Annotated in this window: 15 protein-coding genes and 1 pseudogene; 8 read left to right on the top strand and 8 right to left on the bottom strand. The window is 41.5% G+C overall.

The genetic code is table 11. The annotated features are described in order from the left end of the window. Positions 1-445: 445 nt before the first annotated feature. The gene (locus tag V7K35_RS04375; RefSeq protein ID WP_335076667.1) at positions 446-625 is read left to right on the top strand and encodes a replication restart DNA helicase PriA; all 180 of its coding nucleotides are present in this window, start codon (positions 446-448) and stop codon (positions 623-625) included. Between the two features lie 167 nt (positions 626-792). On the opposite strand, the gene V7K35_RS04370 is transcribed toward V7K35_RS04375, so the two are convergent. From V7K35_RS04370 to lgt, 5 genes are all read right to left on the bottom strand, one after another. Continuing rightward, positions 793-1,242, bottom strand: coding sequence for a hypothetical protein (locus V7K35_RS04370; RefSeq protein ID WP_335076665.1), 450 nt, complete (start codon positions 1,240-1,242; stop codon positions 793-795). Between the two features lie 696 nt (positions 1,243-1,938). Next, positions 1,939-3,033 carry a 23S rRNA (adenine(2503)-C(2))-methyltransferase RlmN gene (rlmN, locus tag V7K35_RS04365; protein WP_335076663.1) on the bottom strand — a complete coding sequence of 365 codons (1,095 nt, stop codon included), beginning with the start codon at positions 3,031-3,033 and terminating at the stop codon, positions 1,939-1,941. A gap of 79 nt (positions 3,034-3,112) precedes the next feature. Then, positions 3,113-3,466 carry a phenylpyruvate tautomerase MIF-related protein gene (locus tag V7K35_RS04360; RefSeq protein ID WP_335076661.1) on the bottom strand — a complete coding sequence of 118 codons (354 nt, stop codon included), beginning with the start codon at positions 3,464-3,466 and terminating at the stop codon, positions 3,113-3,115. A gap of 340 nt (positions 3,467-3,806) precedes the next feature. Further along, positions 3,807-4,631 carry a precorrin-4 C(11)-methyltransferase gene (gene cobM / locus V7K35_RS04355; protein ID WP_335076659.1) on the bottom strand — a complete coding sequence of 275 codons (825 nt, stop codon included), beginning with the start codon at positions 4,629-4,631 and terminating at the stop codon, positions 3,807-3,809. Positions 4,632-4,810: 179 nt separating this feature from the next. Beyond that, positions 4,811-5,686 (bottom strand): prolipoprotein diacylglyceryl transferase, encoded by an 876-nt coding sequence (lgt, locus tag V7K35_RS04350; protein WP_335076657.1) that lies wholly within the window; start codon positions 5,684-5,686, stop codon positions 4,811-4,813. 409 nt (positions 5,687-6,095) lie between these two features. Here lgt and coaD point away from each other — a divergent pair, with 409 nt between their 5' ends. Together coaD and V7K35_RS04340 are read left to right on the top strand one after the other, a co-directional pair. Further along, complete coding sequence (coaD, locus tag V7K35_RS04345; RefSeq protein ID WP_335076655.1) at positions 6,096-6,647, top strand: pantetheine-phosphate adenylyltransferase; 552 nt, start codon at positions 6,096-6,098, stop codon at positions 6,645-6,647. Further along, on the top strand, positions 6,557-7,225 hold the full coding sequence (locus tag V7K35_RS04340; RefSeq protein ID WP_335076652.1) for a DivIVA domain-containing protein: 669 nt from the start codon (positions 6,557-6,559) through the stop codon (positions 7,223-7,225). Before coaD ends, V7K35_RS04340 begins: the two co-directional genes overlap by 91 nt. 173 nt (positions 7,226-7,398) lie before the next feature. Here the strand turns inward: V7K35_RS04340 and V7K35_RS04335 are convergent, their stop codons facing one another. From V7K35_RS04335 to cysS, 3 genes are all read right to left on the bottom strand, one after another. Next, the gene (locus V7K35_RS04335) at positions 7,399-8,745 is read right to left on the bottom strand and encodes a TldD/PmbA family protein (protein ID WP_335076650.1); all 1,347 of its coding nucleotides are present in this window, start codon (positions 8,743-8,745) and stop codon (positions 7,399-7,401) included. A 159-nt stretch (positions 8,746-8,904) separates the two neighbouring features. Beyond that, positions 8,905-10,344, bottom strand: a complete 1,440-nt coding sequence (locus tag V7K35_RS04330; RefSeq protein ID WP_335076649.1) for a TldD/PmbA family protein — start codon at positions 10,342-10,344, stop codon at positions 8,905-8,907. Between the two features lie 102 nt (positions 10,345-10,446). Then, the gene (gene cysS, locus V7K35_RS04325; protein ID WP_335076647.1) at positions 10,447-11,892 is read right to left on the bottom strand and encodes a cysteine--tRNA ligase; all 1,446 of its coding nucleotides are present in this window, start codon (positions 11,890-11,892) and stop codon (positions 10,447-10,449) included. A 136-nt stretch (positions 11,893-12,028) separates the two neighbouring features. On the opposite strand from cysS, the gene V7K35_RS04320 reads away from it, so the two are divergent. The 5 genes and pseudogenes from V7K35_RS04320 to V7K35_RS04300 all read left to right on the top strand — a co-directional run bounded on the left by V7K35_RS04320 (position 12,029) and on the right by V7K35_RS04300 (position 16,395). Then, positions 12,029-13,144 carry a CobW family GTP-binding protein gene (locus V7K35_RS04320; RefSeq protein WP_335076645.1) on the top strand — a complete coding sequence of 372 codons (1,116 nt, stop codon included), beginning with the start codon at positions 12,029-12,031 and terminating at the stop codon, positions 13,142-13,144. A gap of 179 nt (positions 13,145-13,323) precedes the next feature. Next, a pseudogene (locus tag V7K35_RS04315) lies at positions 13,324-13,419 on the top strand (D-aminoacyl-tRNA deacylase); the annotation flags it as partial. Between the two features lie 165 nt (positions 13,420-13,584). After that, entirely contained in the window at positions 13,585-13,926 is a 342-nt protein-coding gene (gene psb28, locus V7K35_RS04310; protein ID WP_334797572.1) for a photosystem II reaction center protein Psb28, read from the top strand. Positions 13,927-14,019: 93 nt separating this feature from the next. Then, positions 14,020-14,532: a MogA/MoaB family molybdenum cofactor biosynthesis protein gene (locus V7K35_RS04305; RefSeq protein ID WP_335076642.1), complete on the top strand. Its 513-nt coding sequence runs from the start codon at positions 14,020-14,022 to the stop codon at positions 14,530-14,532. A 111-nt stretch (positions 14,533-14,643) separates the two neighbouring features. Continuing rightward, positions 14,644-16,395 (top strand): diguanylate cyclase domain-containing protein, encoded by a 1,752-nt coding sequence (locus V7K35_RS04300; RefSeq protein WP_442939683.1) that lies wholly within the window; start codon positions 14,644-14,646, stop codon positions 16,393-16,395. Positions 16,396-16,592: the final 197 nt, after the last annotated feature.

Genomic DNA, 16,592 nt, shown 5'->3' with positions numbered 1-16,592 from the left:
CAGTCCCCAGTCCCTTGCTATATCTCAGCAAAACTTAATCTCATAAATCTTGGCAGAAAATATTAACTAAATCTTAAGATAAAAATTTTGTTGCTAAATATACAGTATTTTCTTGATTTTAATTTTTGAATACAAGAACGGCTTTTTTGTATTCGTCTGAAATGACTATAAAGAAGGTTTTCTCAAGGGATTCGTTATAGGGATCAGCAAATCACTAAGCAGTATTTAATTAAAAAACAAATTATGTATCTAAAGTAGGAGGGTAATATCACTTAAAATTTAGGATAATATACAGAGATATCGAAATTTTTTTCAAACTTGAAATTTTGTTTAAAATAATCAGCCAATATTAAAGTCGTTTGTTAAGTTGGGTAAAACCAAAAATTTTGCTACTTTAACTGGCAGTTTTCTCAAATAAAAAATAGTTACAACCAGGGGTTTTCAAATGGAGACAGTACAAAAGATTTACTGCCCAAATTGCGGTTGCCAAGCAGAACGCTATTATATTTATGATAGTCAAATAACTCGTACACAATGCCCTAGTTGTGACTACTTGATGATTACTTGCACTCGCACTGGTAAAGTCATTGAGGCTTATGCGCCAGGAATTTATGCACATCGCTAGATAATAATAAAAATTGGAGAATGTTTTCTCTAATTTTTAATAATACAAGCTACTTATAGCGGTTCCCAACCTGGTGAGGTACGTTTTTAAAGCTACTAATTTTTAGGAAAAAGATTTGAGTGTACCTCAGTTGCTTAGGAAACGCTATATCAGAAATTTTGAAGAATTTACAGATTGTTCTTCTGTTGTCTGTATTGTTGCTGTAGTCTCTGTTCTTGTAATCTAAATTGCTGTTGTCTAATTTGTTGATCTTGTCTGAATTGTTGCTGTTGTATTCTCAGTTGTTGCTGTTGTGTAAAATCTTGCTGTTGTAGTCTTGTTTCTTCCTGTTGTAGTCTTAATTGTTGCTGGCGGATCAGTTGTTGCTGTTGTATTATCTGTTGTTGTTGTTGTGATCGTGGATCTTGAAGGTTTTGCCGTAGCCATGTTTCCTTAAACTGCTGTTGTGTTTGCTGATTTCGCTGCTCTTGTTGTTGTGTCATTCTTTCTTGAAAGGACTCGGTTTGTTGAAGATTCGTCCGAATTACTTGTGCAGATGCAGGAGAATTCATCGATAAGGCTTTTGCAAGCACAATCAATAGTAGCCATGCTTTAACCATTAATAAGCGATTCAACATACAGTTATTTCCTCAATTGTTATAGGTTGGGTTGAGCGATCGCTAAACCCTTAAAATGGCAAAATAATTCATAATTACCCGATACATAAATGCAGGGGCTTGAAATAGCTAACTAAAGTTAATGCTTTATTCACCGTTACGGGCTTGCGCGATTCCTTCGGCGTCTTCAGTCCATAACGTTCTCTAAATATCAGTGCATTGAGAATAGCTTCCTAAATCAAGGTTATATCCAGTGCATTATCTTGATTTTGCATAAAAATATCCTTTTTAAGATATTCATCTTAATTAAATTATACATTTAAATTTTTGACATGGTTTGCCGGATTTCCGTAATCCACCGTACCTAAGGTGAGTAAAATTTTTTGATAAGAATTTTTCTGATCTCTATGTTCTCTGCGTATGGAGTAATTCCATAAATTACTTTTTAACCGCAGAGACACAGAGAAGCCACTGCGCCCTTGCGGTTTCCCGGCTTAAAGCAACTGGCGCGACATAGATAAAGTAGAGATTTTATCGCCAGAACTAAGATTTTATGACTCACCTTGAAAGGGCTAGTACCGCAAGGCGGAAGTCAAAAGTCAGAAGTCAAAAGTCAAAAGAAATACAGCGTAAACGTTTCGTTGATTTGAAATGGGTTGTTTATTTCCGCCGTGCTGTACTAGTCTTAATTAATTCATAAAATTGACTGCAAAAAGTTTAATTTTTACTTGCTCTGAGTTGTCCACAAGCAGCATCAGCTTCTAAACCACGGGAATAACGGACAGTAACAGCAATATTTTGTTGCTTAAGGACGTTGACAAATGCTTGAATGCGATCGCGGTTGGGGCGTTTGTAGTCTACTTCTTGAATAGGGTTATAGGGAATCAAATTCACATGACTTTGGAATCCTCGCAGGCGTTTCGCCAGTTGTAATGCATGTTCTGGTAAATCGTTGACACCAGCAAGGAGAACATATTCAAAGGTAACGCGGCGTCCAGTGATTTCTACATATTCTCGACATTCAGCCAGCAAATCTTCAAGAGGATAGGCGCGGGCGCTGGGGATGAGTTTTTCCCGCAGTGCTTGGTTAGGTGCGTGGAGACTCACAGCGAGAGTAATTTGCAAATTGTTTTGCGCGAACTGACGGATGCGATCGCGAATCCCAACAGTTGAAACTGTAAGCGATCGTTGCCCAATACCAACATCTTGATTTAGGCATTTCAGCGCTGCTAGGACATTCTCAGTATTCAACAACGGTTCACCCAGTCCCATAAACACCACATTGCTAACTCGTTGCTGAAAATCTTCTTGTACAGTTAACACCTGATCGACAATTTCGTGCCGTGCTAGGTTGCGCTTGAAGCCTCCCTTACCAGTAGCGCAGAAATCACACGCCATTGGGCAACCCACCTGAGTAGAGACGCAAACTGTCAAACGGGATTTTGGCCCATCTCCCGCTTCTGCAAAGGTAGGGATGCCGACAGTTTCAATAATTTGATCGTCTGCTAATCGTAAAAGATATTTGACTGTGCCATCGGGTGCCACAGAGCGGTAATGTAAAATTGAGCGCCCAATCGGGATTTCTGCTACTTCTTTGCGCCATTGTTTGGAGAAGACAGAAATATCAGCTAGCGATCGCGCCCCCTTGTCATAGATCCATTCATGTAGTTGCTTTCCTCTATAAGCAGGTTGTCCCTGCTGCTGTACCCAAGTGCTTAACTCTGCAACGGTGGCACCTAGTAGGGGTGGAATTAATTCTGATTTTTCTGGGTTGTGTGAGTTAACTTGAGATACAAGAGGCGTAGCAGACATAAAAAAATCACGAATTGATGTAGGATCTCTATCCTACACCTGCCAGATTAACTTAGTCTTGATCAAAGAAGATGGGTAATTATCCAAAGGTTGTGCCGTTCCAGCCCCACATTGCCCCCTTGGCGTCTGCAAACTCGATGTAAATGCGATTTTTAGGCACATTTAGAGTTTGGTTAATCTGCTGACAAAAGTCCTGACTCATTGCTGCGGTTTGATCTGGCTTCATTGTACCGATGCTCTTAATTTCAATGTAACAAACCGGGTCTGTATTGCCTGCAAAGGTCATGGGGATTCCCGGTTCAAAAGCAGTCATTACATAAGATTCTGGTTTTCCCAAATGTTTCGCTAACTTGGCTGATAGATTTAAAAGCATTGACTCAATTTCAGCTTGAGGAGGAGCAGATGCAGAAGTTTGCACTTTAATTAATGGCATAGTACCGAATTGGAAATTTTGATTTTCTTCACATTGTTAAGTTTATCGAAACGCAGAAGTACAGAGTACAAATATTAGAGAGATGGGGAGTGGGAAAGCAGGGGAATGAGGGAGAGTTAGAAGTTGAGGGACTTCCAAATAAAACAATATTCCAAAACTGACGCAAAAATCCTCTTTATTTCTCCTCTCTGTGTTCTCTGCGTCTCTGTGGTAGCCTGCGGCAAGCCGAAGCGTCTACGTTTATTTGGATAATTTATTTCTTGGAAATCCCTGAAGCATTGGTTCCAAGACTCATTCATCCACCTCAAAGACCTGTTACCCATGCCCAATGCCCTAGCATTTAGTGATGAGACGAGCGAAATAGATGACTATGTTCGGGATGGTATAAACGCGATCGCCCTTTTGCTGTCGAGAGGGCTGGACTGATGATATAAAGTGTAGTACGAATTAGTTTTTCTTGATGAGTGCAGTCTGCCATTTGATTTAGAGGGACAACCCTGATTTTTTCATCAGGCCATCCGATGCGAAAGCAAATTGCAATCAGGGTTTCGGCTGGGTAATGTTCGAGTAGTTTAGCTTGAGCATTTTCCACGTGACGCGCACTGAGATATAAGCAGAGGCTAGCCTGATGTGCCGCCAGAGAGGCTAATTCTTCAGTAGCAGGGACTTCTGTACGTCCACTAATCCGCGTCAAAATGATGGTTTGGACTAAACCAGGGACAGTTAACTCTACTTTGAGTTTGGCAGCAGCAGCTTGAAAGGCGCTGATACCAGGTATAACTTCAAAAGGGATATTTGCCTCAGCGAGGAGGTGCATTTGCTCGTGGATGGCGCTGTAGAGACTAGGATCGCCAGAATGAAGACGGACTAGAGATTTGTGTTGCGATCGCACCCGATCAATCATAATCGGCAAAATCTCTTCTAAAGTCTGATTCGCAGTTCTAATTATCTCCGCATCTTTTCGGCAAAGTTCTAAAATCTGTTCGGGTATTAAAGAATCAGCAAATAAAATCACATCAGCAACAGCCAGTATTTTCTGCGCCTTCACCGTCAATAAATCCGGATCTCCAGGGCCTGCTCCGACAATGTACACAGATGGTTCTATGGCATATAGTGTTTTTTTATAGCTCAGGTTTTCTGTATATCCACTTTTAGAAGAACACACGGCAATCCCTCAAAAAACTTTTTTGTTATTTTCTCAGTATCTTTCCGGATTCACCCTCTTTGCCTAGTAGAGAGTAATGGTAGATGCACCCTGGTTAAGCCCTAGAGAATACTCTGGGGCATTTTTTATTTTTTGGACATTGAGTATTGGGCATTAGTTATTCTTTCTCCCCTACTTTTTCATCTTCCACTCTCCCCATTTCCCTTAGGAGTAGGAACTACATCGGGTAAAGGGCGTTTGAGTAAGTAAAGCCAAGCTAATCCAACTAATCCCAATAAAATTCCTAGACTACTGACGACTTGTGCCATTTTTAACGGCCCCAGCATTAAGCTATCAGTGCGAAAACCTTCGATCCACAAGCGTCCTAAACTATAGGCTGGCCAGTAAACTAGAAACAGTGTGCCTACTTTCAGGCGTGGCTTACCGGATAAAGACCGGAAAAACAAGGTTATTAATAGCGTAAACACCATTAAATCCCACAGAGATTCGTACAGGAAGGTGGGATGAAAGTAATCGAAACTAGCATACTCTAGAGGACGATGGTCTGGTGGAATATACAGCTTCCAACGTAAATCAGTAGGATCGCCAAAAGCCTCAGAATTAAAGAAATTGCCCCAACGTCCGATCGCTTGCCCTAAAATCAGCGAAGGCGCTACTAAATCTGCCAGTTGCCAAAAAGAAACCTGCTTAATTTTGGCAAAGATTAACGCAGCCAAAACGCCACCAAGAATCGCTCCATGAATGGCAATACCTCCTTCCCAGATCGCAAAGATTTTTCCTGGAGTTGGGGCATATTTTGACCACTCAAAGAAAACGTAATATAGCCGTGCGCCAGGAATTGCCCCAATCAACAACCAAAAAAATAAATCGCCTAGCAACTCCGGATTAACATTACGGCGCTTTGCCAAATCCTGGGAAAGGATGACGCCAATTAACACTGCTGTGGCAATCAATAAGCCATACCAGCGGATAGCTAATGGCCCTAATTTCACCAGAATCGGTCCTGGAGAAGTAAATTGAAACGCCAAGGGCAAGATGGAAAAATCCAGTGCCATGAAAAATTACCTAGAAAAGTTCGTTAACTACCCGCGCACTTTGCTAAGTACGGAGTTTCTTACGTCTCGAATACTGGAACTACACTTAAATCCTCCACAACATTATGGGGACGTAGGTAAAAATCCAGCATCCATATTTAGGAGTTTATAGCGGTTCTCGTTTGCATGAAATAGGTTGTTCAACCTTACCCCCAACCCCTCTTTTTAGCAAACAAAAGGGGTGAGGTTGCGACTATATTGCACCGAAGTGAGAACCGCTATAGTTCCTAACGCCTAGTTGAGCATAACTTGTGCTACTAAAACAATTGAGTTTAGCATTCTTACTCAGAGCGCAAGATGGTAAATTTGAGTAAGTTACACAAAAGAGTTTCGATATAATCACCTAAACAACTTTGACATATCTAAAATTGTGATTGCTATTTATCCTGGTAGCTTCGACCCCATCACCTTGGGACACCTTGACCTCATCGGGCGCGGTAGTCGGCTGTTTGAGCGCGTGATTGTCGCTGTACTGCGGAACCCCAATAAAATGCCACTTTTTAGCGTGCAGCAAAGGCTAGATCAGATCAGTCTTTCTACACAACATCTACCTAATGTAGAAGTAGACAGCTTCGACGGTCTTACCGTCAACTATGCTCAAATGCGACAAGCACAAGTTTTACTTCGGGGTTTACGGGCTGTGTCAGATTTTGAAGTGGAACTGCAAATGGCTCACACTAATAAAACTCTTTCTACCCAAATAGAAACAGTTTTTCTGGCAACCTCAAATGAGTATAGTTTTTTAAGTAGTAGTGTGGTAAAAGAGATTGCAAGGTTTGGTGGCTCTATCGATCATCTCGTTCCCCCACACATTGCCCTGGATATATACCAATGCTACAATCACAACTCTCCAATGTTGAACCCAATCTCAACGGAAGCAATCCCCCCCCTCAAGAGTATCTCAGTGGAGAGGGAAGCATAGATATTCAGCAGGAACTCAACCGCCTAGAGGAAATGGTTCTCTCTAGTCTCAGGATTCCGCTGACAGGACGCACTCTCATAGATGAAGAAAAGCTGCTCGATCAGCTTGATTACATCCGGCTTGCTTTACCATCACTTTTTCAACAAGCAGCAGTCATCCTTGATCAAAAGGATGAAGTTCTGCTAGAAGCGGAAGAGTATGGACAGCAGGTTGTTGAGTCCGCACAAGCAAAAAGAGCGCAAATTTTAGCTGAAAGCGATATTATTCAACAGGCAGAACAAGAAGCTGAACAACTGCGGCGACAAGTGCAACAAGAGTGTGAGGCAATGATGCAAGAAACCCTTGCCGAAATTGACCGCAAACGGTATGCTTGTCAGCAAGAGTTAGAGCAAATGCGACAAACTGCGATCGCTCAGGCTCAAGAAATTGAAGATGGTGCTGATGCTTATGCCGATGGCATCTTGGAAAATATTGAGCAGGATCTCAAAGAGATGTTGCGAGTTATCACCAACGGACGGCAACAATTACAAATTGATAACCTCACCCAACGCAATTCACCTCCTGGTAAGAAAAAATAGGGGTTCTAACAAGAGATGGGGAAAAATTATAGGTTGGGTTAAGCAATAGCGAAACCCAACAATGATATTGTAATTAATGCAGTTTACAGAAATAGATGATTTAATAATTTGCTGTAGAGATCCGAAATTTCGCATCTCTACTAAGAATATGATGTTTTTGCCCGACATTGTTACTACAACGTGTAAGTAAAATCTTCCACCAGCATACCAGGAACTAAACTACCTCCTAGTTGGCGACTTTCGTATGTTCCCACTTCGGGAATGAATTCTTGAAAATTGGTCAAATCTACTAAGTTTTCTCCCCAAAATCGGTAGAGACTTTCATCAAAACGTAAGTTTTCAATGGGGGCAATAATTTCTCCGTTTTCTACCCAAAAACAAGCATAACGGGTCATACCTGTAATTCTCCCAGTTTGGCGATCGCTCCAATTCAAGTAATGCAAATTAGATACATATAATCCGGTATCTAAACTCGGTAAAATCTGCTCAAATACCAAATTTCCCGGACTCACTTCTGGCGCTCGTAAAGTCTCTGAAACATTAGCACCGTTGGCAATTTTTTGATATTCCTTAGCAGTTCGAGAATTCACTAAAGTATTTACCAAATATCCTTTTTCTATTACAGGTAACTCCGGTGCTGCGACTTCTCCTAATTCATTAAATCGTGGTACTAATCCTCGCTGAAAGTTTTCTTTCAAACTAAATGCAGTCGAAAGTTGTTTTTCTTGACGCCATAGAGCAGCTAAAGCACTGTTTCCTTGCTGAATATCAGCTTCACTGATAGATCCCCAAGAAAGCATCATTAATAAATCTCCAACAGCAGCAGGTGCAAAATAAGTTTTGTACTGTCCCCGTGGTAATTCTTTAGCTGGACGAGAAAGCAATTCTAGTTGCTTTTTGGCTTCGCTGATTTTGGCTATATAAGCAGATTTATCCCAATTACTCCCGGCAAATGTTCCCTTAACTGCTTGTCCAGATATAGAGAAGAGAGAATAATCTAAGGTAAAAGAATCAGTAGCAAACCAGTGTTTCTGTCCGTTAGAATCACCATAAGCTTTAATTACAACACCTCCAGCGTATATGCCAGTAAAATCCAATTCAGTAACCAGTTCCAGCACATTGGGTACTACTGCTTCCGATGCCAATAAATGCCCCAAATGAACTTCCCGGCTGGTGTTAGTTCCTGATGGTAAAACTAGATATGGATCGATGGGTAATAGAATAAGTTCGTCACGTAGTTCCTGCAAAGCAGTATATGTTAACTGCCAATCTACGTCCCAATTTCCAGTAAAGGGAAACTGTCGAACACTGCTGCGCTGGTCTGCCATCAAAGTCAGTTCGATCCAACCATCAGCAACACAACCAGTTTGTCGCACTTTCGCATGATTGAAACGAGTAAATTGACTTCTTTCACTGCTTAGTCTCACAGTAAATTGCTCATTTTCTGCTTTTTTGTTCAGGAGATTTCCAATCAGTTGATTAAAGCTGACTTCTAACGCAGATAATTCCTCAATTTTCATGGATATTAAATATTAATAGGTAATAGTAAGAGGGAGAAAGTTAAGAGTTATGAGTGATGAGTTTGAATTAAAAGTTGAATAATTTTATAATTCATAACTCCTAACCCCTGTACAGACGCAATTAATCGCGTCTGTACTCCTAACTTATAATGCACTCTTTTAACTTCCTCCACCAAAAACTTCGACATTAGCAAATACACAAACAGGTGAGCCATGTCCTACCCAAATGGCCTGATTTGGCTCGCCTTTACCACAATAAGGAGTACCATACATTTCCCAGTTGTCAGCATTTCCAACTTGGATTAAGCTGTGCCAAAACTCTGGTGTTGTGGCGCGATAGTTAGGATTGCGGAGGGTTTTGGTAAATTTACCATTTTCAATTAATTTAGCGTACTCGCAACCAAATTGAAATTTGTAGCGGCGATCGTCAATTGACCAAGATCGGTTAGATTCCATGTAAACGCCGTGTTCTATCCCAGCAATAATGTCTTCAAAGCTAGTGTTTAGAGGCTCTAAATTCAAGTTTGCCATGCGATCGATCGCTGGTCGATTCCATGAGGAAGCACGGGCACAGGCAACTCCTGGTACACCTGTTCTTGCTTGACTTTCCAGACTGCCTAAACCCCGTTGGAGTACACCTTCTTTTACCAAATACTCCCGCGTTGCTACAGCACCCGTATCATCAAAGCCATAGCTAGCAAATTCACCAGCGACGGTGGGATCGAAGGTAATGTTCATCAGTGGCGAACCATATACTAGATTGCCAAAATCACTTTTGTTTACAAAGCTGCCCCCAGCATAGTTACGCTCATCTCCCAAAATTCGGTCAATTTCTAGGGGATGCCCAACACTTTCATGGATTTGCAGCATCATTTGGTCTGGGGCTAAAACTAAATTGGTACGGGTGGTTGGGCATTCTTCTGCTGTCAAGAGTTCTACTGCTTGTTCGCCAATTTGCCGCACCCGATGCCATAAGTCTTCTTTTTTTAAAAGCTCTAGTCCACCTTGGTAACAATTTGATTGTGAGCCGTTGTTGCTGCGCTGCTGTACAACCGCTCCATCTTGGGCGGTGGCTCCATAATTAGTGCTTATAGATAGTATTTTTTGATAGACTTCTGAGCCGTTGCTGCTAATAAACCAAGATTCTCTCTCAATGGTGCTAGCACTGGCTATAGTTTGCACAATCTTGTCGTCAACTTTCAACTTTTGGCAAATCCGAACCAGTAAATCGTTGATTTCTCCTGGACTTAGAGCATCCAATGGCTCAAGAAATGGGGATTTATATTCACCAACGACTTTAGGGCGCTCACTTTCACGGAAGGGATGTATCCACCATTCACTGGCTGCTAGTGCCTGTTTATAGGCTGTTTCGGCAGCATTTTGTAGGGAAGACAGTTCCAGAGAGTTAGTAGCTGCATAACCCAGACAGCCATTTACCAAAACTTCCAGCATGGCTCCTATAGTGAAGGATTTGCCATTTACCTGAGGTAAGCCGTCACGGACTGAACGGGTAGTATAAGTCTCCTTTACGGCTCTAATACCGATCCAATCAGCGGGAATGTCGAAACTAGCGATCGCTTTTTTGAGTTCAGACCACATAATTTAAGGAATTGGGAATTGGGAATTGGGAATTGGGAATTGGGCATTGGGCATGGGGCATTTGGAAGAATTCAATTCCTAGTCCCCAGTTCTCAGTACCCTCTAATTCCGGTGCCAGCGTGTGCCATCACGACTATCAATTAGCGTAATACCTTCTACTTGAAGTTCGTCACGAATGCGATCGCTTTCGGCAAAATTTTTGGCAATGCGTGCTTGTTGCCTTTGCTCAATTTTCGCTTCAATTTCCGCATCGCTTAAACCACTACTCTTGTCAGTTTCCGCTTCTATCTCGGCTTCTAAACCTAAAACTCCAGCCAACGTGACAAGAGTTTGCCATTGACGCTTTAACTCATCAGGGGAAGTTTCGGTTTTCCCTTGATGTACAATAATATTTCCCTCACGGCGCAGTTCTTTGGCTAATTCAAACAGCACTGTTAACCCACCAGGAAAATTAAAGTCGTTATTCACAGTTTCTTGGAAATGTTCAACAGTTTCAGGGACTAGTGAGCCAGTTCCCAGTTCCCAGCCTAGTAGTCTGCCGTATTGGTAGCCGAAGAGTAAACCTTCTTTAATGGTGTGCCAACCATTAGTTGCTGCGGCGATCGCTTCATCGCTAAAATCAATTGGTGTGCGATATTGAGCAGTCAGCACAAATAACCGCACTGCCATCGGGTCAACTCCTCGATCCAGCAATTCTCGAATAGTGATAAAGTTGCCCAAAGATTTGGACATTTTTTCACCATCTACTGTCACCATGCCGTTATGCAACCAGTAACGCGCTAGGGGTTTTCCTGTCACAACCTCAGATTGGGCAATTTCATTTTCGTGGTGGGGAAAAATTAAGTCAGTACCACCAGCATGAATATCTATGGTATCACCCAAGCGATCGCGTACCATTGCCGAGCATTCTATATGCCACCCAGGACGACCTGCGCCCCAAGGTGATTCCCAAGCAGGTTCTCCCGGTTTTGCTGCTTTCCATAAAACAAAATCAAAGGGGTCTTTCTTTTTCTGGTATTCTGGATCATCCACGTTGACGCGCTCGCTTTTCCCGGCTTGCATATCTTCTAACTTGCGTCCAGAAAGCTTGCCATACTCAGCAAACTGTCGTACTGGATAATACACATCACCGTCAGCAGGGTAAGCAAAACCCTTATTTTCCAACTCATGAATTAACCGCAAAATGCCATTGATTGTGTGGGTAGCACGGGGATACTCATCAGCTTCTTTAATCCCCAACCGCGCCATATCCTCAAAATATGCTTTGATAAAGCGATCGGCTACAGCTTCCATTGATGAATGTTCAACACAGGCTCGATTCAGAATCTTGTCATCAATATCAGTAAAATTTTGGATATATCGGACTTCATAGCCGATAAACTGGAGGTATCGGCGGATTACATCCCAAACAATGCAAGCTCTCGCATGACCCAAATGGCAGTAGTCGTACACCGTCACGCCGCAGTAATACATCTTAACCTTGCCTGGTTCGACTGTTTCAAACGGTTCTTGACGACGGGTGAGGGTATTGTAAAGGGTTAGGGTCATAACAGAGTAATGCTGAAATAAGAAGATACGTAATAATAGGGTAAGGCAGCTGGGATGACAGTCCAGCATCCCTATGTTAGTGTTTTCTGGACTATCTGCGCTACATTACTACTTTTGACTATTTGATAACAGCGCTATGCAATCAGCAGTTACACCCGAATCTTCCGCAATGGATACGCCCAAACAAGGAATGCCAGTAACAATTATTACGGGTTTTCTCGGTAGTGGCAAGACGACTTTACTTAATCATATCCTCAACAACCAACAGGGTTTAAAAACCGCTGTTTTAGTGAATGAATTTGGCGAAATTGGCATCGACAACGAGCTAATTGTTTCCACTGGTGAGAACATGGTGGAGCTAAATAATGGTTGTATCTGCTGCACTATTAATAATGATTTGGTAGATGCAGTTTACAAAGTTTTAGAACGCCAAGAAAATCTAGATTATCTAGTAGTAGAAACAACTGGATTGGCAGATCCGCTACCAGTAGCTCTAACATTCTTGGGCACAGAATTGCGGGATTTAACCCGCTTGGATTCGATTATTACCGTAGTAGACGCGGCAAATTACAGTCTAGATTTATTTAACTCTGAGGCGGCATACAGCCAGATTGCCTATGGCGATGTCATTGTGCTGAACAAGACTGATTTAGTTGATGAAGGCACTTTGAATGAGTTAGAAAGAAAAATTAACGAAGTTAAGGAAGGAGCGAGAATTATCCGCTCCACGCGATCGCAAGTGCCACTTCCTTTAATTCTGAGTGTTGGTCTGTTTGAGTCTGATAAATATTTTGACACAGTGGTGGATGAACACGACCATGACCATCACGACCATCACGACCATGATGATCATGACCACTCAACATGCGGTCACGATCATCACGATCATGACCATGACCATCACGAACATCACCATCATTCTGATCATTTAGAAAATGATGGTTTTACTTCCATATCTTTCCAAAGTGACAAGCCTTTTTCTATTAGAAAGTTTCAGTATTTCTTAGATAACCAGCTACCCTCAAATATCTTCCGAGCAAAGGGGATTATGTGGTTTGATGAAAGTCCGAAGCGTCATATTTTCCACCTTTGTGGTAAACGCTTTACCTTGGATGATGATGAATGGCAAGGTAAATTGAAAAACCAACTAGTGCTGATTGGTCAAAATTTGGATCGTGAGGCTTTAATTACTCAACTCGAAAACTGTATTTGTCTACCTTCAACCTCTCGCGGTAAAGGTTTTGGAAAATAAAAGTTAGGAGTGAGGAGTTAAGAGTTTAATCCTCGTACTCGTTCCCAGGTTCCACCTGGGAATGGATTTTTAATGGCTCCGCCATCGATTTTGGGCAATGAAAATGAGAGAATAGCGTAGGCGTAGCCCCTCGTAGACATTGCTCTAAAATTGAAACGTTGATCAACGTTTAGATTAAAATGCGCGTTGTTATCCAGCGAGTTAAATCATCTCAAGTTAGAGTTAATGATGAAATTGTCGGCAAAATTGGGCGGGGACTAAATTTGCTCGTGGGTACAAGTTACAATTGAAAATGATGGCCCCGTAACTTTGTTACTTGAAAAAGAAGCGGTTTAAGTATATACACTAAAAAGAAGAATAACAGTAGCCTGTAGACCGTGGTGTTCTAATTGATGAGAGAATATTAAATTAACCATCACAAAAGTTTAAATTCACTCATCATGGCGAAAATCCAGTTTTCTAAAGGTCTTGACGAAGAAGTAACTCCAGAGGTGCGCCTGACGCGATCGCGCAGTGGCGAAAGCGGTACAGCGACGTTTATTTTTACGAATCCGAAGATTTTAGATCAAAATAGCACCGAAGACATTACCGGAATGTACTTGATTGACGAAGAAGGGGAGATAATTACCCGTGAAGTTAAGGGTAAGTTTGTCAACGGAAAACCAGAAGCATTAGAAGCAGTTTACGTGATGAAATCTCCCCAAGAATGGGATCGCTTTATGCGCTTCATGGAACGGTATGCTGAGGAAAACGATCTTGGACTCAGCAAATCTGAAAAATAGGGTATTGGGCATTGGGCATTGGTAATTTTTTCATGTCCAATGCGCCATTCTCCGTCCCAAATTGCCCATTATCAAAAGTTAAAAGTTTAATCTATGACACAACAACCCCATCCAGATTCGCTTGGAATTATGGTAACTTGTGCTGTGGTTACTGTCAGCGATACACGCACTTTGGAAACGGACAAAAGTGGCCAGTTAATTCAGCAGTTACTCCTTGATGCTAACCATGCTGTAGGAGCCTACACAATTATCAAAGATGAACCAACACAAATTCAAGGGCAGATAGAAAGTCTGGCTAAAAGCTCAAATTTGGATGCTGTAATTTTCAATGGTGGTACAGGTATTGCACCAAGAGATACCACCTACGATGCCATTGAGAAATTACTAGAGAAAACCTTACCGGGATTTGGTGAGTTATTTCGTTTTTTAAGTTATCAAGAAATTGGTTCGCGGGCGATCGCTTCTCGCGCTGTTGCTGGTATTTATCAAGATAAATTAATCTTCTCGCTTCCTGGTTCCAGCAATGCTGTGCGCCTAGCGATGGAAAAACTCATTTTACCCGAACTCACTCACTTGGTAAGTCAGGTTTGTAAGGGGCTGAAATAAGCAGCAATTCACACGAACGACGCATTAATCTCATCCCTTGTATACATGGATCTTGAAGCTACCCAGAGATAATTATAGTTAAATCAATAAGATATTGATATCAGGTTAGCGATGGAGTTTATTTACTGGAATTGCATAATTGCTCATGGCATCACTGCATTTTCATACTTTGGCATCCCTACAGTAATAGGGTTTTTCTTTGCCAAAATTAAGGCAACTATCCCTTCTAAATTTTGGCCAGTCTTTTTATTATCAGGTGGATTCGTACTATTTTGCGGATTTCATCACCTTTTGGCGGTCTTTGAGCCACATCAAGTAGTGTCCTTACTGCACTTAAGCATACTTGATCTAATGGCGTTTATTTCCTTGTCTGCTTTACTTTACCTGATACCAACCGCTTATAAAATTGTAGAGGCGATCGCCAGATATCAAAAAGATACCTGCGAACTTCAGTGCAGCCAGCAGATACAACGGCTATTTCTAGATCAGGGCCCGTTTGGAGCCTATATTAAAGATGAGCAATCTAGAGTGCTTTACTACAACCAGGAGCTACAGTCTAGATTTTCGCTAGCTCCACAAGAATGGATGGGGAAAAAAAATAGTGAATTTTTCCCAGATCCAGAAGAGGGGCGGCAGATAATGGAAAACGATCAAATCGTTTTGAAGACTCTACGCCCCTTGAAGCTGATTGAAGAGGTAAAGATGCCTGGTAATGATCAGCCGTGCTACTGGCTATCGTTTAAGTTTCCGTTTAACGATTACGCAACGGGCGCTTGGCGCATCGGTGGGATTAGTATTGATATTACAGAATCCATAGAAACACAGCGATCGCTCACTGATCTAAATCAGCAGCTAGAAGAAAAAACACTGAAATTAGAGGTAAAAAAACGGGAACTTATATATCTTTCAGATATGGCAGATATACTTTATTCCTGCGAGTCTGAAGATGAGGTGTATCAAGTGGTCGCTTTAACCTGTTCCAAGCTGTTTCCTAATATGAGTGGTTGTATCAATATAATTGCTGATTCCAAAAATTATGTTCAGATGAATAGTACTTGGGGACGCAAAGTAAACAGTAAAGAAGTATTTTCACTATCTGATTGTTGGGCATTGCGGAGAGGGAAATTAAACCTTTCATCGTCTTGTCATCTAGGATTGATATGTAACCACTTAATACCGCCTGTTAACGGTATACATTTATGTGTTCCATTGTTTGCAAAAGGCGAAGTAATTGGCATTTTATACATCTGTGCCCTTGAAGAAATCAGCCCAGAAGATCAGCAAATTGCTGAGATTCTTGCTAGATATTTAGCCTTTGCATTAAATAATCTATCGATAAAACAACGTCTAACCTATGATAACTTGCGGGATAGGATGACCCAACTATTCAATCAAAGCTATATGCAAACTATAACGGAACAAAGACTAGCAGAAGCTGAACGGTCGAGACAACCTCTTAGTGTTATTTTCCTTGATATCGATGACTTCAAATTTTACAACTCGCAGTATGGGCATTTGACTGCCAATATTGTTCTCCAGGAATTAGCAAAGCTGCTATTAAAATCTATTCGCTCCTTTGACATTGCTTGTAGATGGGGTGGTGAAGAATTTGTAATTGTGATGCCAAATATGACGCTGGAAACGCTCAAGAAGCGAGTAGAACAACTAAGGGTAGATGTTGAACAAATGCAATTGAAGGACGGCGATCAGATCCTAAAAAGCATCACCGCTTCTTTTGGAATAGCTGTATCAGAACCAGGCATTACAGTTAAGGATTTTCTGAATCGGGCAAATCAAGCGATGCTTGAGGCAAAGCGAACAGGAAAGAATCGGGTTATGGAGTATGTAAATACCTGTAATTAATAATTCATAACACCACAAACAGTGAAATAGGTAGCCCTTCAGTTGGCATCAAGTGTCAGACTTTCCAGCATATATAGCAAGGGACTGGGGACTGGGTGAAAAGCCTTTTTGTGGCTAAGTTTTATCATCTGTTAATGTCCTAACCACCTTGGCTGTTGCTATAAATTAGAAACTCATAAATTTACCGTATAAAAAAA

It is taken from the genome of Nostoc sp., from assembly GCF_036917275.1.
GTDB lineage: Bacteria > Cyanobacteriota > Cyanobacteriia > Cyanobacteriales > Nostocaceae > Nostoc.
This window is presented reverse-complemented; position numbering and strand designations above follow the sequence as displayed.